This is a genomic window from Hyphomonas sediminis, from assembly GCF_019679475.1.
GTDB classification, from domain to species: Bacteria; Pseudomonadota; Alphaproteobacteria; order Caulobacterales; family Hyphomonadaceae; genus Hyphomonas; species Hyphomonas sediminis.
Genome location: NZ_JAIEZP010000001.1, coordinates 1,787,865 through 1,808,761, shown reverse-complemented (window position 1 = coordinate 1,808,761; position 20,897 = coordinate 1,787,865). Strand labels below are relative to the sequence as shown.

General features: G+C 62.2%; 22 protein-coding genes. 3 read left to right on the top strand and 19 right to left on the bottom strand.

Going from position 1 to position 20,897, the window contains the following annotated elements; translation table 11 throughout:
* Positions 1-10: 10 nt before the first annotated feature.
* The 16 genes from thiL to nfi all read right to left on the bottom strand — a co-directional run bounded on the left by thiL (position 11) and on the right by nfi (position 14,689).
* A complete protein-coding gene (gene thiL, locus K1X12_RS09110; protein ID WP_220987289.1) occupies positions 11-937 on the bottom strand; it encodes a thiamine-phosphate kinase in 927 nt (308 codons plus the stop codon).
* A gap of 22 nt (positions 938-959) precedes the next feature.
* On the bottom strand, positions 960-1,916 hold the full coding sequence (locus K1X12_RS09105) for an acetyl-CoA carboxylase carboxyltransferase subunit alpha (RefSeq protein ID WP_220987288.1): 957 nt from the start codon (positions 1,914-1,916) through the stop codon (positions 960-962).
* A 43-nt stretch (positions 1,917-1,959) separates the two neighbouring features.
* Positions 1,960-2,892 carry a type II secretion system F family protein gene (locus tag K1X12_RS09100; protein WP_369426082.1) on the bottom strand — a complete coding sequence of 311 codons (933 nt, stop codon included), beginning with the start codon at positions 2,890-2,892 and terminating at the stop codon, positions 1,960-1,962.
* Positions 2,893-2,905: 13 nt separating this feature from the next.
* Positions 2,906-3,889, bottom strand: coding sequence for a type II secretion system F family protein (locus K1X12_RS09095; RefSeq protein ID WP_220987287.1), 984 nt, complete (start codon positions 3,887-3,889; stop codon positions 2,906-2,908).
* 11 nt (positions 3,890-3,900) lie between these two features.
* Complete coding sequence (locus K1X12_RS09090) at positions 3,901-5,292, bottom strand: TadA family conjugal transfer-associated ATPase (RefSeq protein ID WP_220987286.1); 1,392 nt, start codon at positions 5,290-5,292, stop codon at positions 3,901-3,903.
* Entirely contained in the window at positions 5,289-6,506 is a 1,218-nt protein-coding gene (locus K1X12_RS09085) for a CpaE/TadZ family protein (RefSeq protein WP_220987285.1), read from the bottom strand. Before K1X12_RS09085 ends, K1X12_RS09090 begins: the two co-directional genes overlap by 4 nt.
* Positions 6,503-6,778, bottom strand: coding sequence for a hypothetical protein (locus tag K1X12_RS09080; protein ID WP_220987284.1), 276 nt, complete (start codon positions 6,776-6,778; stop codon positions 6,503-6,505). The genes K1X12_RS09085 and K1X12_RS09080 overlap by 4 nt, the downstream gene beginning before the upstream one ends.
* A gap of 2 nt (positions 6,779-6,780) precedes the next feature.
* Positions 6,781-8,079: a type II and III secretion system protein family protein gene (locus K1X12_RS09075; RefSeq protein WP_220987283.1), complete on the bottom strand. Its 1,299-nt coding sequence runs from the start codon at positions 8,077-8,079 to the stop codon at positions 6,781-6,783.
* Positions 8,076-8,963 carry a Flp pilus assembly protein CpaB gene (gene cpaB, locus K1X12_RS09070; RefSeq protein WP_220987282.1) on the bottom strand — a complete coding sequence of 296 codons (888 nt, stop codon included), beginning with the start codon at positions 8,961-8,963 and terminating at the stop codon, positions 8,076-8,078. Before cpaB ends, K1X12_RS09075 begins: the two co-directional genes overlap by 4 nt.
* Positions 8,964-9,118: 155 nt before the next feature.
* Positions 9,119-9,823, bottom strand: a complete 705-nt coding sequence (locus K1X12_RS09065) for a metallophosphoesterase family protein (RefSeq protein ID WP_220987281.1) — start codon at positions 9,821-9,823, stop codon at positions 9,119-9,121.
* Between the two features lie 43 nt (positions 9,824-9,866).
* A complete protein-coding gene (locus K1X12_RS09060) occupies positions 9,867-10,859 on the bottom strand; it encodes a threonine ammonia-lyase (RefSeq protein WP_220987280.1) in 993 nt (330 codons plus the stop codon).
* A gap of 197 nt (positions 10,860-11,056) precedes the next feature.
* Positions 11,057-11,620: a hypothetical protein gene (locus K1X12_RS09055; protein WP_220987279.1), complete on the bottom strand. Its 564-nt coding sequence runs from the start codon at positions 11,618-11,620 to the stop codon at positions 11,057-11,059.
* Positions 11,621-11,860: 240 nt separating this feature from the next.
* Positions 11,861-12,334, bottom strand: a complete 474-nt coding sequence (locus K1X12_RS09050) for an NfeD family protein (RefSeq protein WP_220987278.1) — start codon at positions 12,332-12,334, stop codon at positions 11,861-11,863.
* Between the two features lie 32 nt (positions 12,335-12,366).
* Complete coding sequence (locus K1X12_RS09045) at positions 12,367-13,332, bottom strand: SPFH domain-containing protein (RefSeq protein ID WP_220987277.1); 966 nt, start codon at positions 13,330-13,332, stop codon at positions 12,367-12,369.
* Positions 13,333-13,488: 156 nt separating this feature from the next.
* Positions 13,489-13,971, bottom strand: coding sequence for a peroxiredoxin (locus K1X12_RS09040; RefSeq protein WP_220987276.1), 483 nt, complete (start codon positions 13,969-13,971; stop codon positions 13,489-13,491).
* 22 nt (positions 13,972-13,993) lie between these two features.
* Positions 13,994-14,689, bottom strand: coding sequence for a deoxyribonuclease V (nfi, locus tag K1X12_RS09035; RefSeq protein ID WP_220987275.1), 696 nt, complete (start codon positions 14,687-14,689; stop codon positions 13,994-13,996).
* A gap of 163 nt (positions 14,690-14,852) precedes the next feature.
* Here nfi and K1X12_RS09030 point away from each other — a divergent pair, with 163 nt between their 5' ends.
* From K1X12_RS09030 to K1X12_RS09020, 3 genes are all read left to right on the top strand, one after another.
* Positions 14,853-16,991, top strand: coding sequence for a TonB-dependent receptor (locus K1X12_RS09030; RefSeq protein ID WP_220987274.1), 2,139 nt, complete (start codon positions 14,853-14,855; stop codon positions 16,989-16,991).
* Between the two features lie 8 nt (positions 16,992-16,999).
* On the top strand, positions 17,000-18,067 hold the full coding sequence (locus tag K1X12_RS09025) for a PepSY-associated TM helix domain-containing protein (RefSeq protein WP_220987273.1): 1,068 nt from the start codon (positions 17,000-17,002) through the stop codon (positions 18,065-18,067).
* A gap of 63 nt (positions 18,068-18,130) precedes the next feature.
* Positions 18,131-18,697, top strand: a complete 567-nt coding sequence (locus tag K1X12_RS09020) for a YqgE/AlgH family protein (RefSeq protein WP_220987272.1) — start codon at positions 18,131-18,133, stop codon at positions 18,695-18,697.
* A gap of 6 nt (positions 18,698-18,703) precedes the next feature.
* Here K1X12_RS09020 and K1X12_RS09015 read toward each other — a convergent pair whose 3' ends face one another.
* Genes K1X12_RS09015 through K1X12_RS09005 form a run of 3 tightly spaced genes read right to left on the bottom strand, consistent with a single transcriptional unit; the run spans position 18,704 to position 20,895 of the window.
* Positions 18,704-19,276, bottom strand: a complete 573-nt coding sequence (locus K1X12_RS09015; protein ID WP_220987271.1) for a suppressor of fused domain protein — start codon at positions 19,274-19,276, stop codon at positions 18,704-18,706.
* A gap of 5 nt (positions 19,277-19,281) precedes the next feature.
* Positions 19,282-20,313: an EAL domain-containing protein gene (locus K1X12_RS09010; RefSeq protein WP_220987270.1), complete on the bottom strand. Its 1,032-nt coding sequence runs from the start codon at positions 20,311-20,313 to the stop codon at positions 19,282-19,284.
* A gap of 12 nt (positions 20,314-20,325) precedes the next feature.
* Positions 20,326-20,895 (bottom strand): GNAT family N-acetyltransferase, encoded by a 570-nt coding sequence (locus tag K1X12_RS09005; RefSeq protein ID WP_220987269.1) that lies wholly within the window; start codon positions 20,893-20,895, stop codon positions 20,326-20,328.
* Positions 20,896-20,897: the final 2 nt, after the last annotated feature.

Below are 20,897 nucleotides of genomic sequence, written 5' to 3'. Positions count from 1 at the left end.
GCTTGCCGACTCAGCCATGCTCGAAGGCGATGGTTTCCGGCAGGTTAACGAGTTTTCCACAGTAGCTGGCCACCAACCCCGGCGCCGGCAACAGACGCCCAATCCGGGTCACTTTCAGACCCGAATCTCCAATGAAAGCAGCAGCTTCGGGCGGCGCAGAAAAAAGAAGCTGATAATCATCGCCCCAACTCGAAAGGTCGATTGCTTCGGCCAAAGAGGCCGCTCCGCCAGCAAAGGGAACCGCGCTCAGGTCGATTTCGGCGCCAAGCCCACTTGCGCCGGCGAGGCTCGCCAAATCGCCAAGAAGCCCATCGGAGACGTCCATCGCCGCATTGGCGCGTTCAGAAATGAGTCTTGCGGCCTCAATAGGGGGCAGAATGGGCTCGCGCAGCGCCGACAGCCAGCGCGCCTCGCCCTGACCTTCGGTTTTCCACAGATAGCCCCTCCGCGCCGCGCCGACCTCGCCGGTCACCCAGACGTCATCACCCGCCCGGCCGCCGCCCCTGCGTACCGGAGAGGCACCGAGACATTCACCGGTCAGCGTCAATGACAGAAACAATCCGGATGGGACCGAAACGGTGTCGCCACCGGCCAGATGCGTTCCCCATCTGTCCAGTTCTGCCCCTAAACTGTCCGCAAATGTCGCGATCTGTTCCTCTTCGCGCCCCTGCCGGGGCCAACCAAGCGTCAGCAGCGCCTCTTTCGGCACTGCGCCCGAAGCGAGGATGTCGGACACGTTCACCCGCACCAGCTTCCTGGCTACGGTCTCAACCGGATCGTCGGAAAAAAAGTGAACACCTTCCACCATCGCATCGACAGTGGCGATCAGAGGACCGTAACCCTTTGAAAGTTCAGCGGTATCGTCAGTCAGTCCGGCGGCGCCCGGCGCTTTGGCCAGCGGCGCGAAATACCGGCGAATCCAGTCCTTCTCGGCCATCTAGCGGCCCTGCCAGACTGGCTCAGACGCCCTCACGGCCAATCGCATAGAACCGGTCCCGGCGCTGCGCCCGAAGCTCCGCTGGAGACATGCTCTCCAGCTCCTGCAGCGCGGCGTCCAGCGTCTTTCCTGCAGCAGCCATTGCACGTTGCGGGTCGCGGTGCGCCCCGCCGACAGGCTCTTTCACGATGCCATCGACGATGCGGTGCTTCAGCAGTTCAGGCGCCGTAATGCCCATCGCCTCAGCCGCATCCTTGGCCTTCGTTGCGTCACGATAGAGAATCGAGGCGCAACCTTCCGGCGAGATCACCGAGTAAATAGCGTACTCCATCATCAGCACTTTGTTGGCCGCCGCGATGCCGATTGCCCCGCCGGACATGCCCTCGCCGATCACCAGTGTCACAAAGGGAACGCCCAGGGACAGGCCACGCTGGGTGCCCCGCGCAATTGCCTCGGCCTGGCCGCGCTCCTCGCCGCCCTTGCCGGGATAAGCGCCTGCCGTGTCCGGGAAGGACAGGACCGGCATGTTGAATTTCTCGGCCAGATCCATCAGGCGCACGGCCTTCCGGTATCCTTCCGGGTGAGCCATGCCGAAATTGTGCTTCAGGCGCTTCTCGGTGGTACGGCCTTTTTCATGGCCCATAATCACAACGGAACGCCCCTTGAATCGCGCAAGACCGCCAATGATGGCTTCGTCGTTGCCGTAGACCCGGTCGCCCGCCAGCTCCTCAAAGTCTGTGAAAACCGTGTTGATGAAGTCCGAGAAGTGCGGGCGGTCGGGGTGGCGCGCCACCTGCGTAATCCGCCATGCGTTCAGTTCCGAATAGATCTGCTTGAGCTGTTTGACCGACTTGGTCTTCAGCTTTGCCAGTTCGTCGCTGATGGACGGACCATCCTTGCGGGCGGCAAGCGCCTCAAGCTCGGCGATCTTCGCGTCAAGTTCCGCAATCGGTTTTTCGAATTCGAGATAGGTAGCCATGGCGGTTTCCTAGCAACCTGATCTGGCTTCGCCTAGCGGCTTTTCAGCCGAGCGTTTTGCTCAACATCACGACGGCGGGCAGCGTGAGCACCCCCAGAAGAACCGGAAAAACAAACAAAATCAAAGGCAAAGTCATCTTTGCCGGCAACGCCATGGCCTTTTCCTCTGCCATGAGGATACGGCGCTGGCGCATATCTGCTGAGAAAACCCGCAGGGTTTGCCCCAGGCTGGTACCCATTTCCTCCGCCTGGCGCAGCATCGTGGCGAGGGAACCGGCTTCTTCCAGCCCCATCCTGTCGGCGAAAGCCCGCCAGGCCATCTTGCGGGATTTGCCGGCCCGAAGCTCCAGCGACAGAGTGCGCATATGCCCGGCGATGATCGGGTGACGCAGCTCCAGCTCCTCCCCCACGCGCTGGACAGCGGCGTCGAGGCTGAGGCCGGCCTCCACACAGGCGACCATGAGGTCCATCATGTCCGGAAAGCCTGCCGAGCAGGCCTGCTGGCGTTTCGAGATGCGAATGTCCAGGAACTTGCCCGGTGCCGCGAGGCCCGCGAGCACCAGCACAATCGAAATCAACACCGGCATATATTTCGGAAAGCCCTGCAGATGGGGCAGCGCAAAGAAAAGGCCCACCTGGGGAATCACAACGCAGATGAAGCGGGCAAAAAAGTAACGCGACACCGCATTGGGGCCTGTGAAGCCAGCCTGGATCAGCTTGCCGCGTGCGGCGCTCACTTCCGCACCATCCGTAGGCGCCGCATTGTCAGCCAGCCCCATCACGGCTTTGCCGATACGGCTTTCATTACGCTTTGCCTCGGGCGCCGCGGAACCGGGCCGGCGGGTCAGGCGGCGCTCTATGTCTCCTGCATCCTGACGGCTGCGCACGAAAGAAAGCAGCCCTGGCAGCGCAAGCAGCAATGCAAGAACGCCCAATATGGCCGGAACGACAGGCGCTGACGAAAAAAGAGCAGACACGAACCTTCCCCCGTCAGATCTTGAAGTTGATCATGCGGTTCATGACCAGATTGCCAATGCCCATCCAAACGAACAGGCCCGCGAAGCCATACTGGATGAGCGGTTCATTGATGACGCGGCCATAGAATTCCGGGCGCAGCAGATGGATTGCGGCCATGACGATAAACGGCGCCGCAGTCAGGATCATCGCGGAAACCCGCCCTTCCGACGAAGCCGCGCGCACCTTGAGGCGCATGGTCTGCCGCTCACGGATCGTGTTCGTGTTGGACTTGAGAAGCTCTGTAAGGTTCCCGCCTGTCTTTTCCTGCAGGCGTACAGTCGCCGCAAAAAGCTCCACATCCGGATCACCGGCACGTCCCGCCATCCGCTGCACGGCATTGGTCAGCGACATGCCATAGGAGACCTCATCCGCGGTCATACCAAATTCGGTCCCGATGGGATCAGGCATCTCGCGGGCGACCAGCCCCACGGCGGTTGCCACCGGGTGACCTGCCTCCAGGCTACGGCAGACGATCTGCAGCGCATCGGGCAATTGTACCGCCAGCTTCTTTGCCCGCTTGTTCGCGATATGCCGGATGACCAGCACAGGTCCGGCCAGCAGAACCAGAAGAAACACAGGTACCGCCGCTTTGAGGCCACCCAGATAGATAAACGCCGCAATGCCCGCGACCGTCGCCGCGCCGGCCGCCATGACGGCCCAGCGTGCCGGCTGAAACTGCAAGCCAGAGCGAACGATGAGCTGGTTCAGCCAATGTAGCGACAGGGCAAGGTTTCCGTCCCGGTCCAAGCCCCGGCTTTTGCGGAGTTCCACCATCGCTTCATTGTGCGTGGCGTAACGCTCCTTGAACTGCAGACGGCGATTGACGATCCGCTGCGTCTGAACATCCGAGACCAGACCAATAATCGACTGGACCGCCAGCACCAGCGCGCCCAGCGCCATGATCGCCGGGATGACCAGTTTCTGGTCCAGGCTCGCAATGTCAGGAAGACCGAACATGCGCGCCGCCTTCAGAAACGATTGGAAGGATCAAAGAGGCCCGGCGGCATGAACACGCCCTTGCGCTCCATCTCTTCCATGAATTTGGGCCGCAGGCCTGTCGCCATGAAATGCCCCTGCACTTTGCCTTCCGGCGAAGTGCCCGTGCGCTCGAATTTGAAGATCTCCTGCAGCTGCACCACGGCCCCCTCCATACCGGTAATCTCGGCAATGGAAATCACCTTGCGCGAGCCGTCCGAAAGGCGCGTTGCCTGAACAATGAAATTCACTGCCGACGCGATCTGCCCACGGATTGCCTCTTCGGAGATCTTCATACCTCCCATCATCACCATCTGCTCCAGGCGGGTGATGGCATCGCGCGGATTGTTGGCGTGGATGGTGGCCATTGAGCCTTCATGGCCCGTGTTCATGGCCTGCAACATATCGAACGCTTCTTCGGAACGCACCTCACCGAGGATCACCCGGTCCGGCCGCATACGGAGCGCATTCTTGACCAGCTCCCGCTGGCGGATCTCGCCTTTGCCTTCAATGTTCGGCGGGCGGGTTTCCATCCGCGCGACGTGCGGTTGCTGAAGCTGCAGCTCGGCGGCGTCTTCGATCGTGATCATCCGCTCGTCCGGACTGATGGCCGACGAAAGCGCGTTGAGCAGCGTCGTCTTGCCTGAGCCCGTGCCCCCGGAAATCACGGTCGAAGCGCGGCATTTGACGGCGCCAAGAATGAAATCCGCTACCGGCTTCGGGATGGCGCCGAACTCCACCAGCTTGTCCATCGTCAAGGGCGACTTCGAAAACTTCCGGATAGAAACGAGCGGACCATCAATGGCGATAGGCGCGACCGCCGCGTTCACCCGGCTTCCATCGAGAAGACGCGCATCGACCAGCGGCTGGCTTTCATCCACCCGGCGGCCAACAGCCGCCACGATGCGTTGAACGATCCGCAGAAGGTGTTCATTGTCCGCGAAGCGCACCGGCGCCAATTGCAGCTTGCCGCGACGCTCAACATAAACCTGATTACAGCCGTTGATCAGAATATCCGCTATGGAATCATCTTTGAGCAAGGGTTCGATTGGACCAAGGCCCGTCATCTCGTCCATCACGGCGTCAGCAAAGGAGGCTTCCTCCGCCGCGGACAGCGCCATCTCTTCCTTGCGGATGATCTCTCCGATGATGCCGCGCACGCGCCGGCGCATCGTTTCATCGTCGAGCTTGTCGAGCTGCGAAAGATCAAGCTCATCGATGAGTTTCGCATGGACACGGAGCTTTGCATCCAACAGGTCGAAGCTCGCCTGATCGGAGTTGTTCCTTGCTTGCGGCGCAGGCGTCGGCGTTGGCGGTGCTGCCGCTGGAGCAGGCGCCATTTCGGGCGCCTTCGGCGCCGCGTTGGCGAAACCGAAGCGGCTCATCGTTTCGCCCTCTTCTTGCGGCTATCGGCGGCGCTTGCCTCAAGCGCTTCCTCCGGCATGAACTTGCGCACCAGCCCGGCAACATCCGCCACCAAAAGACTTTTTGGCTTCACATCCGCAATCGGCTTTCCAAGGTTTACGGCCGTGCGCGCGGCATCCCAATCCGATGTAATCGTCACATCTATGCTGCGCTCGATTGCCTTCTCGGCCTTATCGACCGGGAAACCGGCACGAAACTGCTTCTTCGGGAACATCCGGTTGAGCACAAGGCGCGCCTTAGAGCCATCGGTACGCAACGCGTCGATATCGCGGCACATATCGGCTGCCGCATGCAGGCTCGGAACGGTCAGCTCGCTCACCACAATTGCCTGGTCCACGACCGCAAGCACGGATTTCGTCCAGGGCATCATGTGGCGCGGCATGTCCACCAGGACATATTCGAATGATCCGCACACGACATCCAGAAGCCGCAGGATTGCCGCTTCGCTCGCCAGCATGTCTGCATCAGGATTTCGTGGCGAAGCAATGATCGACACCCCGTCCTCATGCTGCCAGCACCAGGCAGCGAGGAGCCGGCTGTCCAGGCGCTCCGGCGCCGCGGACAGGGCCTTGAGGTCAAGCTTCGGCACCGCCTCGAGGAAAGACGCCGTCATACCATCTGCCAGGTTCAGATCCACAAGGCAGACCTTGCCGGGACCGACGATACGGGCCAGCGCGAAAGCGCTTTCAATGGCCAACGTGGAAACGCCTGCACCGCCAACTGCGCCCCGGAAAGCCCAGCAAACCGTGGCGCGGGGCGTACCCTTATCCTGCTCTTCAACCCGAAGCGCGCCCAGGCGCTCAAACGCCCCGCCAATATCCGCCACATTTGCAGAAGCCGGCAGGATGTCGGACGCTTCAATCTTCATCAGCGCTCGCACCATGTGTGCGGGCAATTGATCTGAAATGACGATGACTGCGCTTGACGGCCGCTCCACCGCGAGCAGCAACAGGAGCTGATCCCAGCCCGGCATTCCCTGCTCGATGAGGATTGTCCCGCCACCGTGACGCAGCACAACTTCCGGCGGCACAATAGACGTGAGGTCCGAAAGCTCTGCGCAAGCAGGCTTCAGCGCCTCAAGAAGATCAGGACGCACAAGTGCAGCGAGCGACGGGATCACCGCCGCCACGCCATCTGCCTGCGCGGTTTGAGCTGTTGCGTATGCCTGGCTCACTCGCTGCCTCCCGAGGCGCTGGCGTCGGCCAGTTTTTTGGTTTTGCCTTCGTTCAGGGCCTGCACGGCTTTCGCCGCACGAACGCCCGAGCTGGATTCTACCGGACGGGAATTGGGGAGATTGACGTCACGCACCGACTGGGCGGCGATGTTCTCTCGCGTTGCCTCACCGAGCACATAACGATCCTGCGCATCGAAGCTTGCGCATCCCGTGGACAGGGCGATCACTGCCACGATCGGCAGCAGGCGGAATGTATATCGCGTCTGGGTCATGATCAGTTTCCTGTTTCTGCGGGAAGCGCGCCGACCGTCTTCCCAAGAAGGAAGAATTCCGACTCAGTAGGTTCCGCAACAGCGTCCAAAGGAGACGAAACGGCTTCGGGGCTGGAGAACGGTTGAACCAACCGCGGCGTCACGATGATCACCAGCTCGGTTTCATTGCGCTGGTATCTCTTGGAAGAGAATAGCGAACCGAGGACGGGAACATTGCCAAGCCAGGGCGTCTGGCGAACATCGTTCGAATAATTGTTCTGAAGCAGACCCGCGATGGCGAAAGCCTGCCCGTCATGCAGCTCAACCGTCGTGTCCGCCCGGCGTACCGAGATGCCGGGAATATCTATCGCTGACGCACGGATACCATTGTTCCGGTCCAGCGCCGAAACCTCAGGGCGCACACGAATATTCACAAGACCGTCCCCCAGAACGGTGGGCGTAAAGTCGAGGCTGACGCCGAACTTTTTGAACTCGACACTGATCTCATTGTCCCGTTGAGCCACTGGAATCGGAAATTCACCGCCCGCAAGAAAGCTCGCCGTATCGCCTGACAAGGCGACAAGATTGGGCTCCGCCAGTGTACGGATTATGCCCTTTTCTTCCAGCGCGCGAAGGCGAATGTCGATATTCTCTCCGCCGACATTGGTGAAGGTCGCCACGGTCTTTTCGAGCAGGCCGGATACCGTGCTGCTTTCCGTGACTGCGGTCACATCATTGGCATCAATTGTGCTGCCAAAGCCGATTTCGCGCACCGCATTTCGGCTGGCCTCAAGGAAGCGAACCTCCAACATGACCTGCTGGCTTTGCCCCACGGACAATCCATTCGCCACGCCGCCGGGAACATGACGCTCTGCAAGTTGAAGCGCCATTTCGGCGGCTGCAGCGGTTGTCACCTTTCCATCGAGATAAACGCCATCATGTACCGCGTAAACATCGATCAGCTCTCCCGGAAGAAGACGGCGAAGATCGCCGCGCAGCTCATCCAAGCCTAGCTTTACTTCCACTTCGATAAGCTCGGCAATCGAGCCTTTGTCATCATAGATCAGCAGAGTTGTGCCGCCGGGGTTCTTTCCGCGCACGAAGAAAGACCGGTTGGACGTTGGCATTGCCTCTGCAATTTCCGGATCCGCCACAACGATGGTGGCGAAAGCGGCTTCTGCTTCGACGACAGCAGATTTTCCGCGACGAAGTTCCAACCGGTCAGCACCTTCCGGCGCAGAGCGCTGCGTCCAGGCCATGGCTGGCTGCAAGGCAAGCGCGCCAAGAATGGCCGAAATCAGTATACGTCGCATGTTTTTCATTTGCCCACCCCTTCCGTCAGAACCACCGGCTTGGGCGCCGGCGCGACGGGCGTTGTAACTTCCGTATCTTCTGAGCCATTGATGACGCGGACCGTTGCGGTAGTCGGCGCGCGTGTGGATCTATCCGGACGGGACTGCGGTTTTGGCGGCGCAGCTTTCGGCAGCTCAATCACGTCAGCGAGTTCTTCTTCACGGCCGATGAGCGCAAGGCCGAGCGCTGCGCGCTGGCTGGCAGCGCCCAACAGGAGCGCGTCTTCCGGCGTCACTTCCAGCGTGACGGTGTTCGATGGCAAAGCGCCTTCCATGCCGGGCGCGAATGTTTGATCTACGGCGAGAACCTTCACACCTTTGAGGACTGGCTGCGCAAGCAGGTTGGCCGAACGGCGCGTATCTTCCGGGGCCGAACGGGCGTCCTTGGCTTCAACGAACTCGTTTACATCGACCCGGTCGCCCGGCAGGACGAAGCCTGCAACGCCGGTATCATTGGACACGACGATCGAGACGGCGCGCATGCCGGGTTTGATGTTGGCGGCAAGCGTCAGGACGGTTCCGTTGAGATCCAGTTTCTCTGCGAGAAGCGGCTCTCCGGCAACAATGAGGCCACGCGAATAGGCTTTCTCGCCGATATCGGAAACGGCTGTCAGGGCGCCCGCCGGGACGGCTTCGGCGGGCCAGGCGCGCATTTCGATCATCGACGGATCGATCAGCTTGCCCGGCTCGATAGCCAGCCGCGCAACGGCGATCTGAGTCATCTGAATAGCCGGCGCAGAAACTGCAGCATTCGCCTCGGCCCGCGAGTCCGACATGAACTCCCGCCCAAAGAAGATGGCGCCCGCACCGAGAGCGAGGGATAGACCCAAGCTGATCAGAGGTATCGCTTTCATTCTGTAGCCCTCTTTCGCGCAGCTTCTGCTGCGTGCCCGGCTACCGGTTTAATCAAATCGATATAAGGTCTTCTGAAAGTGACGCGGTTAATCTCCTCCGGACACGGAAGCAGGCTTTAACCCTAATATCTGTTTACCATACTTCTCCGTACAGCTCAGCTGTGGAGGAAGATGTCGTCTTCACCCGGCTGGATGAGGACCGCCGTCAGCTTGCCACCATAGACGGCGCCTGTATCTATATTGACGCGCTGACCGCTCCCGGAGGTTTCCGGCTCAAAGTCTCGCGTTGGCGTGTGGCCGTGAATGACGCGCTGACCCTGCAGCGCCGGCGCGGTCCAACAGCGCGGGTCCATGAACTCCCGGCGGCGGGTCCACATGTGAACCACATCATCGCAACCCGGAAAGATATCGGGATCAATTCCGGCATGGACGAAGATCAGACCAGCATCTTTCACCTCATGGATCGTTTCGAGGCCTTGCATCCAGGTAATGTGCTCGACCAGCGTGCTGGCTGGCTGGTTGGCATAGCTGGCTTCTGTGGCAGATCCGCCATTGGTGAGCCAGGTGCGATACTTTGCCGACTGACGGTCGCCAGAGAGGAAAGCATCCAGCATCAGCTGTTCGTGATTGCCGCGGAGCGTGATGGGGTTGGGGTGACGCACGTGTTCAAAATTGCGCAGATATTCCACGACGCCGCAGGAATCCGGCCCGCGATCGACAAGGTCTCCCAGATGGATGAACTGCACCGGCAAGCCGCCAAGAGCCTGTTCCACAAAGAACAGAACCCGTTGATGCAATGCTTTCAGCCGGTCCAGTTCGCCATGGATGTCCCCTATGGCGCAATAGATCGTATCCCTCATGCCCGCGAGTATAAGCCAGTATGAAGGCGCCGTCCTGCGGCTTTTACGTACCGGTGGACAGAATGTCCGCATACTGCGCGGCATCAACATTGCCGCCCGTAACGAGGATGCCGACGCGCTTGCCCTTCATTTCGGCGGGAACGCCCTTCAGCGCCGCCGCGAGCGCGGCGCAGCCGCCGGGTTCACCCACAATCCGCAGATAGCGGAAGGCCATACGCATTGCATGGCGAACCTCATCATCGCTGACGCGCAGCCCGCCGGACAAGAGGCGCTGGCCGAGCGCGAAGGTGAGGATGCCGGGCTCGGGCGTGAGGATCGCGTCACAGATCGAGCGGGTTCCCGGCGCGTTGGCGAGGATTTCGCCTGCTTCCAGAGAGCGCGTCCAGTCGTCATGACCTTCCGGCTCGGCGGCCCAGATCCTGGTGGCAGGCGACAGCCGCTCGAAGGCGAGCGCCACGCCATTGATCAGACCACCGCCACCTGCGCAGCAAATGAGATAGTCGAGCGGTTTTCCCATCGCTTCAGCCTGACGGGCAAATTCGAGACCGGCTGTTCCCTGCCCGGCGATGATGTCGAAATCATCATAGCTCGGCACGACGACGGCGCCGCGCTCGGCGGCAAGACGGGCGGAGATTTCCTCGCGGCTCTCCGCGTTGCGATCATAAAGATAGACTTCGCCGCCATCGGCGCGCACGCCCTCAACCTTAACGGCGGGAGCGTCTGCAGGCATCACGATCAAAGCGGGCATGCCGAGCAGGCGCGCAGCGCGGGCGACACCCTGCGCATGATTGCCGGAGGAAAAGGCGACGACGCCGGCCTTTTTGCCTTCCGGCGGGATCTGGGCGAGGCGGTTCATGGCGCCGCGGATCTTGAAGCTGCCCGTCACCTGCAGGCATTCGGCCTTCACAAACAGCTCGGCGCCTGCGGCCTCATCCAGCGCGGCATGGGTCAGAACCGGCGTTTCGCGGACGACGCCTTTCTGGCGGGCTTCGGCGGCAAGGACATCATCGAAAGTGGGGAGACGTAAATCGGTCATGGGCGTTCCTTGCCGGAGGTTGGGGGCGGCGTAAAGCGGGCGGGCGGTTTGCGGCTTTGTGTTCCTTGAAGCCCCCTCCGCCCTTCGGGCACCTCCCCCGCGGGCGGGGGAGGATCGGGTTGCACTTCGCTGACGCGGAGCGCGTTTATCCTCCCCCGCGCGTCAGGGGAGGCGTTGAGCGCTGGCGAAACGGGGGGCTAGGAGCTGTTGAGCCCCGCCCAAGCCGCAGGCCGCGCTTCTTCATCGAGGCGCAGGATCAGCGCGTCGGTCCACGGGGCCAAACGGCGGAGGATGTGGGCCGGGACGGGAATGTCTTTCAGGCTTGCGCCTTTCCGTCTGCGGAGGAGACGGGCCAATCGCTTCGCATGTTTCTCGGGATCATTGAGAACGAGCGCGAGGCGGCGCGCGGCCTCCAGCATCATCGCCCATTGAAGGAAGGGCGGGTCTGCGGTTTCGGAATTCGATGACCTTGAAGGCGCGCAGGCTTCTTCGATGAGGCGGAACAGGGCTTCGCGGCGCGTTTGGAGTTTCCCTGGAGTTTCGTTGGAGTTTTTTGCGGAAACGCCAACGGCGCGATCCGGAAGCATGATCTCGGCGGCGAGGACATGGATGTAGCGACGGATGAGGGCGGCAGCGGCCACAAGATGCGCGCGGGCCTCGCTGGCGATGCCGGTGAAGTGTTCAGGCACGACCGTTCGCAGGAGCTGGCGCAGGGCAGCCAGTACGGCGGCGATGCGGGTCCAGAGTTCCGGGCGGGGCATGTGATCGAACATGCGCCGGAGGATGGGGGAGACGGGAAGCCGGGTGGATAAGGTGCCGGGAATTGCGGGTGCCCGCTCTATCCTTCGACTTCGCTCAGGATGAGCTTCGCGGGCAGGGGCGCTGAAATTGCGGGGCTTTCTGGGTCCCGGACATTTGCTTCGCAAATTCCGGGAGGACGGGCGGAAGGGGTGGGGCGGGCGTGGATAAGGAGTTGCCTGTCCACGCCCTATTTACCCGATTTATGCGGCCTTGCGGCGGACGATGACCGTGTTCTGGACACTGGCTTCGACAGTGATGGCGTCGCCCGCAAGGATCGGCTCGGAGCCGTCTGCGGCTTCAGCGCCCCAGACGGTGTCGCCGATCTTCACCTGGCCGGAGCCGCCGGTGAAGTCTTTCGTGGCAAGGCCGTGCTGGCCGATGAGCTGGGCCATCCTCTTGTTGAGAGTGGGATGTTCGGGGGCTGCCTTACGCATGCCGGGGAACACCATCCGACTCCCCACAATCAGCAGAACGGCGAGCACGCCGAAGACAATCACCTGAGCGTTCCAGCCGCCGATGCTTTCGGGCGCGAAGGCCGCGAAAGCCGCCGTGATCACCGCACCGATGGAGGCCATCAGCAGATCGAATGTACCGGTGATCATTTCGACGCCGAAAAGGATCAGCGCAAAAGCCAGCCAGTGCCACCAGGTAATGCTTGAGAGAAGTGCGTCCATTGTCAGTCCTTTCTCTGTAAGCGGATAAAGCGTTAGCCGTTGTTACGTGTGGGCGGAACTGCGCCACCCTGCCCCCGGCCCTGACTGGATGCCTTGCCGGCTTCTGTCAGGCCCCGGATGCCTTCGATGGTGCCGAGGATGGAAGAGAACTCCGCCGGAATGATGACCGTGCGCTGCTGGTTCGAGGTAGCCAGTTTCTCGAAGGCGGCAACATAGGCCTGGCCGAGGAAGTAGTTGATGGCGTTGACATCGCCGCGCGCGATGGCCTCGGAGACCATGGCGGTTGCTTTGGCTTCGGCTTCGGCTTCCCGCTCGCGGGCCTCCGCGTCGCGGAAAGCGGCTTCGCGGCGGCCTTCGGCCTCAAGAATGGCCGACTGTTTCATACCCTCAGCGCGCAGGATGGCGGACTGCTTGTCGCCTTCTGCGGTGAGGACTTCAGCGCGCTTCAGGCGCTCTGCCTTCATCTGGCGAGCCATCGCTTCGGTGATGTCCGCCGGCGGCGTGAGATCCTTTATTTCGATACGCGTGACCTTCACGCCCCAGGGATGTGTTGCGGCGTCGATGGTGCCGAGCAGACGGGCGTTGATCTCGTCCCGGTTCGACAGGACCTGATCAAGATCCATCGAGCCCACAACCGTCCGGATGTTGGTCATCGCGAGGTTTGTGATGGCGTGGGTGAGGTTGTTGACCTCATAGGCGGCCTGCACGGCGTCGACCACCTGAATAAATACGATGGCATCGCAGGAAACCATCGCGTTGTCTTTGGTGATGACTTCCTGCTGGGGCACATCCAGCACGGTTTCCATCATGTTCATGCGGCGGCCGATGCGCTCGATGAAAGGCGTGATGACGTGCGGACCGGGCGTCAGCGTGCGCGTGTAGCGGCCGAAATTCTCGACCGTCCAGTTATAGCCCTGCGGCACAAACTTCAGTGCCGAGAAGAGCAGAACGAAAGCGACAACGAATATTATGATGAAGACGGCGCTGATGATATCCATGGGGGTCCCCTTTCCACATTGCTGATACTTGGAATCTGGGGAGCAGTTTTTCGTTTTTCAATAAAAAGCGCAATGAAAATCGGCCCGCTCCACCAGAAGCAGGCCGATAATCCATACATTCGGTAACAGGCGTATAAACACCCGAGCCCGGATTTATCAGAGTTGGCCCAGCAGGTAATCGGCGCTGGAAACCTTGAATTCGCCGCCCTGCTCCACGTTGAGCTCGGCAACAACGCCGTCTTTCACCAGCATGGAGTAACGCTGCGAACGCTTGCCCATGCCGAAGCCGGACGCGTCCAGCTCAAGGCCGAGGGCCTGGGCGAAGGCGCCATTGCCGTCTGCCAGCATGCGCACCTTCTCGTCGGCGTGGGAGGTCTTGCCCCAGGCGCCCATGACGAAGACATCGTTGACCGAGGTGCAGACAATCTCGTCGACGCCCTTGGCTTTGAAGTCGCCGGACTTGTCGACGAAGCCTGGCAGGTGGCGGGCAGAACAGGTCGGCGTGTAGGCGCCGGGCACGGCAAACAACGCAACGGTCTTGCCGCCGAACACCTGCTCGGTGCTGACAGGCTTGGGACCATCGACGGTCATTTCCATGAAAGTGGCTTCGGGCAGCTTGTCGCCGACTTTGATCGTCATGGGCTTCTCTCCTTTATTGGCCTCAGGAGATAGGCCGGTCTGCGCCATCCCGCAATGCTTCTCCCACGAGACGATCGGCGATGCGGGTCGTCTCCGGCAGGCGGTAACGCGGGGCCAGGCGCAACACCCAGGCGCAGGCGGTCTCCAGGCTGATGCGGTGACCGCCCGAGACAAAGACCGGCGCGACGCCATCGCGCGTGCGCAGGACGGCGCCGATTTCTTCGCCTTTGTCCATCAGCGGCGCCCAGTTGCCGCGTGCCTCGGCAGGCATCTCGTAGGTACCCGTCAGGCGTGTCTTGGCGCAGCCGATGGTGGGCAGGCCGGTCCAGACGCCGAGATGGCAGGCAAGGCCGAAGCGGCGGGGATGGGCAATGCCATGGCCATCGCAGACGATCAGGTCGGGCACGATGGAGAGCTTTTCCAGCGCGGCGAGCACAGGCGGCATCTCGCGGAAGGAAAACAGGCCGGGCACATAGGGGAAGCCGGGGCGGCCGTAAACGATCTGAACGTCCATGACCTGCAGCGTGGCGGCGTCCAGCACCACGGCGGCGGCGGCGAGCCGGTCTGTGGCGGCATGATAGGACACGTCAACACCCGCCACGCGGGAGACGAGGCCGAGCCGGTCCTCCCGCTCTACCTGAGTGGCAAGCTCGCGCTGAAGGGCGACGGCTTCTTTCGGGGTGATGTCCCAGCTGTGCATCCGGAGTGGGTAGAGCATCCGGCGGGCGGATAGAAGGGCAAGGCTGTGACCTTCGCCTTGTTTCCCGATGGCCCACACCTCGCATTGGGCAACTGCGAATGCGAATAAAAATCATTTGATAATGATTATCATTGTCGATTAAAGAAGCAGGAATCTGATGAGACTTGCGGGAACCACAACCATGAAGACCTTCGCTGGCGTAAGCGCCGCCGCCCTGTTTGCCCTTGCTGGCCCAGCCCTCGCCCAGGGCGAAGATGCCGCCGGAAACACGGACGACACCCGCGTGGAAGAAACCATTATCGTCACCGCCGCGCGCACCATCCTGCCGCCATCGGCGCTGCCCAACACCATCCAGCTGATCAGCGACGAGGAACTGGCACTGCAGGCGCAGCTGACCGGTTCGGCCGTTGAGGTCGTCTCGACGCTGGTGCCGTCCTTCTCGCCGACGCGGGAGAAACTGTCAGGCGCGGGCGAAACGCTGCGCGGCCGCAGCCCGCTCTACCTGATCGACGGGGTGCCCCAGTCCAACCCACTGCGCGATGGCAGCCGCGATGGCTACACGATCGACCCGTTCTTCATTGACCGCGTGGAAGTGATCTTCGGCTCCAACGCCATCCAGGGCATCGGCGCGACCGGCGGCGTGGTAAACTATGTGACCGCGCCGGCGCCCGCTGAAGGCGAAGGCTGGACGGGCAAGGTGCTCGCCCAGATCGGCGCGTCCAATGATTTCCAGGGCGATGGCTATGACTATCGCGGCGGCGTGCTGGCAGGCCGTGACTTCGGCGGTGTCGACGTGACGCTTGGCGTTGCCTCGCAGAAGCGCGGCGCGTTCTATAGCGGCGACGGTCGGCGCATCGGCATCGACGGCGCGCAGGGCGAAGTTCAGGATTCCCAGAGCCTTTCCTTCTTCGGCAAGATCGGCCTCGACCTCAGCGCAACGCGCCGGCTGGAGCTGATGACCCAGCATTTCGAGCTGGAAGGCGATGGCGACTATATGCTGGTGAGCGGCTCGCGCGCGACCAACACGCCGACGACGACCATTCGCGGGACCCAGCCGGGCGTGATCCCGACCAACAAGGTGCTGACCTCCTCGCTGACCTATACCGATGAAGACCTGTTCGGCGGCCTGCTGACGGGCCAGCTGTTCTATCAGGACTTTGAGGCCGTCTTCGGCGGCGGCACGTTTGCCACCTTCCAGGACCCGGCGATTGCGCCTGCGGGCACGCTGTTTGATCAGTCTGCCAACAATTCGGAAAAGATGGGCCTGCGTGTTTCCTATGAGCGCGGCGTGGACGCCGTGCCTGGCCTGACAATGCGCGGCGGCCTCGATATCCTCAACGACCAGACCTATCAGGAACTGATCCTGACCGGGCGCAACTGGGTGCCGGAAACGGAGTTCACCTCCTACGCGCCGTTCATCCAGCTGAACCAGGCCTTGTTTAACGAGCGCGTGCACATCTCCGGCGGCCTGCGTCACGAGATTGCCAAGCTGAAGGTCAACGACTTCCAGACGCTGTATGCCTATGGCGCGCAGGATGTTGACGGCGGCGAGCCGGATTTTGAAGAGACACTCTTCAATGTTGGCGCCACGGCAGAGATTGTGGACGGCCTGACGGCCTACACCTCCTACGCGCAGGGCTTCACGATGGCGGATGTCGGCCGCATCCTGCGCGCCGTCTCGACGCCCGGACAGGATGTCGACAGTTTCCTCAATGTGCAGCCGGTTGTTTCCGACAACACCGAGATCGGCCTCGAATGGAACAAAGGCCCCTACACGGCGTCGGCAGCTTACTTCTGGAGCACGTCCGACTTCGGCGCGCTGCTGGTGATGCGCAACGACGTGTATGAAGTGGAACGTCAGCGCACGGAAATTGACGGCCTGGAACTGACCGGCGGATGGGAAACCCCGATCGCCGGACTGAAACTCTCCGGCGGCGTGGCCATGCTGAACGGCAAAACCGACAGCGATGGCGACGGCGAAGTCGATATCGATCTGGATGGCGGCAATATCAGCCCGGACCGCGTGAACTTCGCAGCCGATTATGCCACCGGCCCGTTCTCTGTTCGCGTGCAGACGCGTTCCTATCTCGACCGCGCCTTTGAGGGCCGCGCCGCGGGCACCGACTTTGACGGCTTCACGCTGGCAGATGCATTCCTGCGCTACTCGGCCGACTTCGGAAACATCACGTTGTCGGCGTCGAACCTCTTCGACAAGCAGTATGTGACCTATGACAGCCAGACGGTTCAGCCGACCAGCAACACGCGCTTCTTCGCCGGGCGCGGCCGGGTGCTCACACTGGCCTTCGAGACCAAGTTTTGAGACTGATGATGTTCCTGAGGACGGCGCACGCCTGGGCAGGCGCCGTCCTTTGCATCCTGATCACTGTGCTGGGCGCCTCTGGCGCCCTGCTTGTGTTCAAGAAGGACTATCTGCGCGCCGTGTTTCCCGAGGCACGCGCGGCAATCTCACTGGCACCGCAGGACCTTGGCCCGGTGCTGAACCGGATTGATGCTGAATACGGCCCGGCGGGCCTGCAATATGTTTCCGTCGGCGACGGGAACTTTGGCTTGCACAAGGCCGTGTTCCGCGATGGGGGCGGCGCTTACCTCGACGCGAGCGGCGAGACCATCGCGCGCTGGGAAAAGAATGGCCGGTTTGAGGACTGGCTGTTCGATCTTCACCATTACCTGCTGGCCGGAAACACAGGAAAGCTGGTGGCGGGGGCCGCGGGCGGGGCGGCGATCCTCCTCTGCATCACGGGCCTGATCATCGTGTGGCCAACGCTGCGGATGTTTGCCTGGCGCGTTTGGCCCAAGAGCGGACTGCGCCGCGACCTGTTGGCCCAGCACAGAGACCTTGGTGTGATCTTCGCCCTGCCCATCATCCTGATCGCGTTTACGGGCTTCTCGATGGTTTACTCTGGGCCTGTGCGCGCGATGCTGAATACCCTGACGCTCTCAGAGCCCCTGCCGGCGCCGGAGCGCGCAGAAGCGGGCAACGGCAAGACAGACTGGACGGCGACACTTGAGGCGGCAGAGCTGGCCTTTCCCGGCGCGATCCCGCGCCTTGCCAGCCCGCCGCGCGCGGAAAACGGCCCCGCCTCCCTGCGCCTGCGCCGGCCCGGCGAATGGCACCAGAACGGGCGCACCTATGTGTTCATGGACCCGGCGACCAACCTGCCCATCGGCACGGCTGACGGGCATGGCATGAGCCGGGGCGACCGCGCGTTCAATTCGCTCTATCCGCTGCACTCTGCCGGCGTTGGCGGGCGGCTGTATGACGCCTTCACCTTCCTGACAGGACTGGCGCTGACCGTGCTGGGCGTGCTGGGAACCTGGACCTTCCTGCGGAAGCCTCGGCGCAAGCGGAAGAAAAGAGCCGCTGTCACCGCGTAAGCTTCCAGCTTTTTACTTGCAAATGGAGTCTACCTGCCCCAGCCTTCGGGGCGGAGCGACGCTATGCAGATTGAAACGGACCTCACCGGCAAGCTGCTGATTGCCATGCCCGGCATCGGCGACAAGCGATTTGAGCGCACAGTCATTCTCATCTGCGCGCACACGCCTGACTTTGCCATGGGCATCGTGCTGAACCGTCCGATGAGCGGCATCGACCTGCAGGAAATCATCGACCAGATGGATGTGCCCCAGGAGGCGGAGCTGGACGGCGTGACTGTTCTGGAAGGTGGGCCGGTAGCGACTGAGCGCGGTTTTGTGCTGCACACGGATGATGTGATCTGCGAAGGCGCCACGATGGAAGTGGACGACGAGCTGTGCATGACGGCGACGCGGGAAATTCTTGCTGCGGTCGCCTCCGCCTCCCCGCCCCGCAACTTCGTGATGGCGCTCGGCTATGCCGGATGGGGCGCGGGGCAGCTGGAACAGGAACTGGCGCAGAATGCCTGGCTGGTCAGCGCGCCGGATTCAGACCTCGTATTCGGCGAAGCGCATGAGCACAAATGGCGCCACGCCCTGACCCGGATGGGCGTGGATCTCTCAAGGCTTCAATCGGACGCCGGCAACGCCTGAGCGCAATCAGACGACGGACGGACGCAGCAGATCGAATACATCTGCGCCCGACGCCTCAAGGCGATCTTCCAGCGCTTCGATGCCCTCGTCCTCAACCAGACGGAACTCCGCATCCGAGATCGGGATCAGCTGCAGCCAGACGGCGCGGCCGGCATCATGATCGAACACACCGAAGGCTTCGCCCCAGAAGAAGGGATGCACAAGCAGGACATGCTGCATCGTGCTGCCCGGAAAATAAGGCTGGATAACATCCGGAAGGATCGTGCCCAGCGCAATGGCCCAGCCGCCGGAGCGAACTTCATGGGCGATATCTGCGAGCAAAGCGACAAGCGGGGTTTCATCCGCAAAAAGGGCCGCGCACAGCTCGACACCGAAGCCCATCGGCTCTTCATCGAGCACCAGCTCCATATCGCTGAGACCGATCGTGGAGGCCGCCAGCGGGCCGTCTTCGGCGTCGGCGGAAACAAGCACGTTTACGGAGGACCCGTCATGATAGGACTGCCCCATGACGCGGGTTTCACCGCCCCATTCGGTGGCGAGGTGGGCGGCGATCTGGCGGTGGGAAGCTGGGGTGGTCATTCGGATCAGGCTTTCAGGAAGGCGAGCGCTTTTTCTGCGTCCATCGGGCGGGCAAAGGCATAACCCTGCGCATAATCGAAACCGAGCGCGCGCAGGCGGCTGGCGTCTTCGCGCGCCTCGACACCTTCGGCGGTCGAGGACATGCCGAGACGGCTGGCGAGCAGGGTGATGGTGGAGAGGATGGTATCGTTACGCTGCTGGCCGAGGCGGCTGGTGAGGCCGTGATCGATCTTCAGGCTGTCGAATGGCAGATCGGCAAGCCAGGCGAAGGAGGAGTGGCCCGTACCAAAATCGTCAAGCACGAGGCCTGCGCCAACAGCTTTGAGCGCCATGGCCGCGGCGAGCGCATTCTGTTCGTCCCGCAGGGCGGCCTGCTCGGTCAGCTCCATGCGCAGCGCCCGCTCTGGCAGCTTGTAGCCGTTCATCAGTGCTTCGATCAGCGCCGGCAGCGTGCTCTTGATCAGCTCACGTGCGGTCAGGTTGACGTGCATGAAGAGATCGTCGCGCTTGGCGCCTTCGCGCAGATTGGCGAGGGTTTCGGCCGAGCGGATGAGCATGTTGGAGGCAAGCGCCTGATCCTCATAGCGACTGGGCGGGGCGTTGGTTTCCATACCGTCCCAGCGCGCGAGCGCTTCGAAGCCGACGACGCGGCCATCGCGCAGCGAGATGATCGGCTGGTAAACCGGCATGAGATCCGGGCCGGGGCGCATGTCGCTGGGGTCGATCTCCGGGAAGGTTTCCCCCGCCAGCAGCATGCCGCGCGCTTCGCTGTCGGTAACGAATGCGCCGACGAAATGGATGTCGCGGCCGTTGGAAAGGCGCAGGCCGCAGCGCACCGGGCCGCCTTCACCCGCCGAGAGCGCCTTGCCGAGACGGCCGCGGCTGAGCCCCTCGACCATCTTCTCCAGCGCGTCCAGCGACCAGTCGCCCGAAAGGTCCGACAACGGCGTTCCCGTAGGCGCCTCGATCACGAGGCGGCCTGCTTCGCCGCGCCAGTGCCAATTGCCCTGGGGCTCTTTCGGGGTGCGTTTTGCCATACGTCTCGTTACCTAGCGGCGAATATCCGCCCTGACGAGAGCGAAAAGAATGTGGTCGCGGCGTGTTCCGGCAATCTCCAGATACGCGGTCGCCCGTCCCTCTTCAGCAAATCCCGTGCCTTCCAGGACGCGGCGGGAGCGATCATTCTCCGGCACGATCCCGGCTTCGACGCGGGCCAGGTTAAGCATCGGAAACGCCCATTCGCACAGGGCATTTACCGCTTCCTTCATATAACCCTGCCCGCCATGAGGCTCGCCCATCCAGTAACCAAGGCTGGCGCTGTTGGCCGGCCAGCCGCGCACCTGTGTCAGAGAGGCACCACCGAGCAGCGCATTGTCCGAATGCCGGCGGATGAGAAACACATACCCTGAGTTGGTTTTCCACGCCTTGGTCCAGGCCGACACGCGGCGGTGCCAATCCTTGCGGCTGAGGGCGTCGCGCGGCCAGCTTGGCTCCCAGGGCTCCAGATGCGCGCGGCTGATGCGGCGCAGCTCCGCCCATTCCTCATAGTCGGACTTGCGGGCCGCCATCAGCGCCAGCCGCTCTGCCGGGATCACCGTATCGAGCGGCACGAACGCCATGG

Bases quoted from the DNA above. Each gene is read 5' to 3' on its own strand.
- K1X12_RS09050 (WP_220987278.1), bottom strand. From the start codon at position 12,334: ATGGACGCACTTCTCTCAAGCATTACCTGGTGGCACTGGCTGGCTTTT.
- K1X12_RS09020 (WP_220987272.1), top strand. From the start codon at position 18,131: ATGCAGATTGAAACGGACCTCACCGGCAAGCTGCTGATTGCCATGCCC.
- K1X12_RS09060 (WP_220987280.1), bottom strand. From the start codon at position 10,859: ATGACCGATTTACGTCTCCCCACTTTCGATGATGTCCTTGCCGCCGAA.
- thiL (WP_220987289.1), bottom strand. From the start codon at position 937: ATGGCCGAGAAGGACTGGATTCGCCGGTATTTCGCGCCGCTGGCCAAA.
- K1X12_RS09045 (WP_220987277.1), bottom strand. From the start codon at position 13,332: ATGGATATCATCAGCGCCGTCTTCATCATAATATTCGTTGTCGCTTTC.
- K1X12_RS09065 (WP_220987281.1), bottom strand. From the start codon at position 9,823: ATGAGGGATACGATCTATTGCGCCATAGGGGACATCCATGGCGAACTG.
- K1X12_RS09015 (WP_220987271.1), bottom strand. From the start codon at position 19,276: ATGACCACCCCAGCTTCCCACCGCCAGATCGCCGCCCACCTCGCCACC.
- K1X12_RS09010 (WP_220987270.1), bottom strand. From the start codon at position 20,313: ATGGCAAAACGCACCCCGAAAGAGCCCCAGGGCAATTGGCACTGGCGC.
- nfi (WP_220987275.1), bottom strand. From the start codon at position 14,689: ATGCTCTACCCACTCCGGATGCACAGCTGGGACATCACCCCGAAAGAA.
- K1X12_RS09080 (WP_220987284.1), bottom strand. From the start codon at position 6,778: ATGACCCAGACGCGATATACATTCCGCCTGCTGCCGATCGTGGCAGTG.
- K1X12_RS09025 (WP_220987273.1), top strand. From the start codon at position 17,000: ATGTTCCTGAGGACGGCGCACGCCTGGGCAGGCGCCGTCCTTTGCATC.
- K1X12_RS09005 (WP_220987269.1), bottom strand. From the start codon at position 20,895: ATGGCGTTCGTGCCGCTCGATACGGTGATCCCGGCAGAGCGGCTGGCG.
- K1X12_RS09090 (WP_220987286.1), bottom strand. From the start codon at position 5,292: ATGAGCCGCTTCGGTTTCGCCAACGCGGCGCCGAAGGCGCCCGAAATG.
- K1X12_RS09075 (WP_220987283.1), bottom strand. From the start codon at position 8,079: ATGAAAAACATGCGACGTATACTGATTTCGGCCATTCTTGGCGCGCTT.
- cpaB (WP_220987282.1), bottom strand. From the start codon at position 8,963: ATGAAAGCGATACCTCTGATCAGCTTGGGTCTATCCCTCGCTCTCGGT.
- K1X12_RS09030 (WP_220987274.1), top strand. From the start codon at position 14,853: ATGAAGACCTTCGCTGGCGTAAGCGCCGCCGCCCTGTTTGCCCTTGCT.
- K1X12_RS09055 (WP_220987279.1), bottom strand. From the start codon at position 11,620: ATGCCCCGCCCGGAACTCTGGACCCGCATCGCCGCCGTACTGGCTGCC.
- K1X12_RS09040 (WP_220987276.1), bottom strand. From the start codon at position 13,971: ATGACGATCAAAGTCGGCGACAAGCTGCCCGAAGCCACTTTCATGGAA.
- K1X12_RS09095 (WP_220987287.1), bottom strand. From the start codon at position 3,889: ATGTTCGGTCTTCCTGACATTGCGAGCCTGGACCAGAAACTGGTCATC.
- K1X12_RS09105 (WP_220987288.1), bottom strand. From the start codon at position 1,916: ATGGCTACCTATCTCGAATTCGAAAAACCGATTGCGGAACTTGACGCG.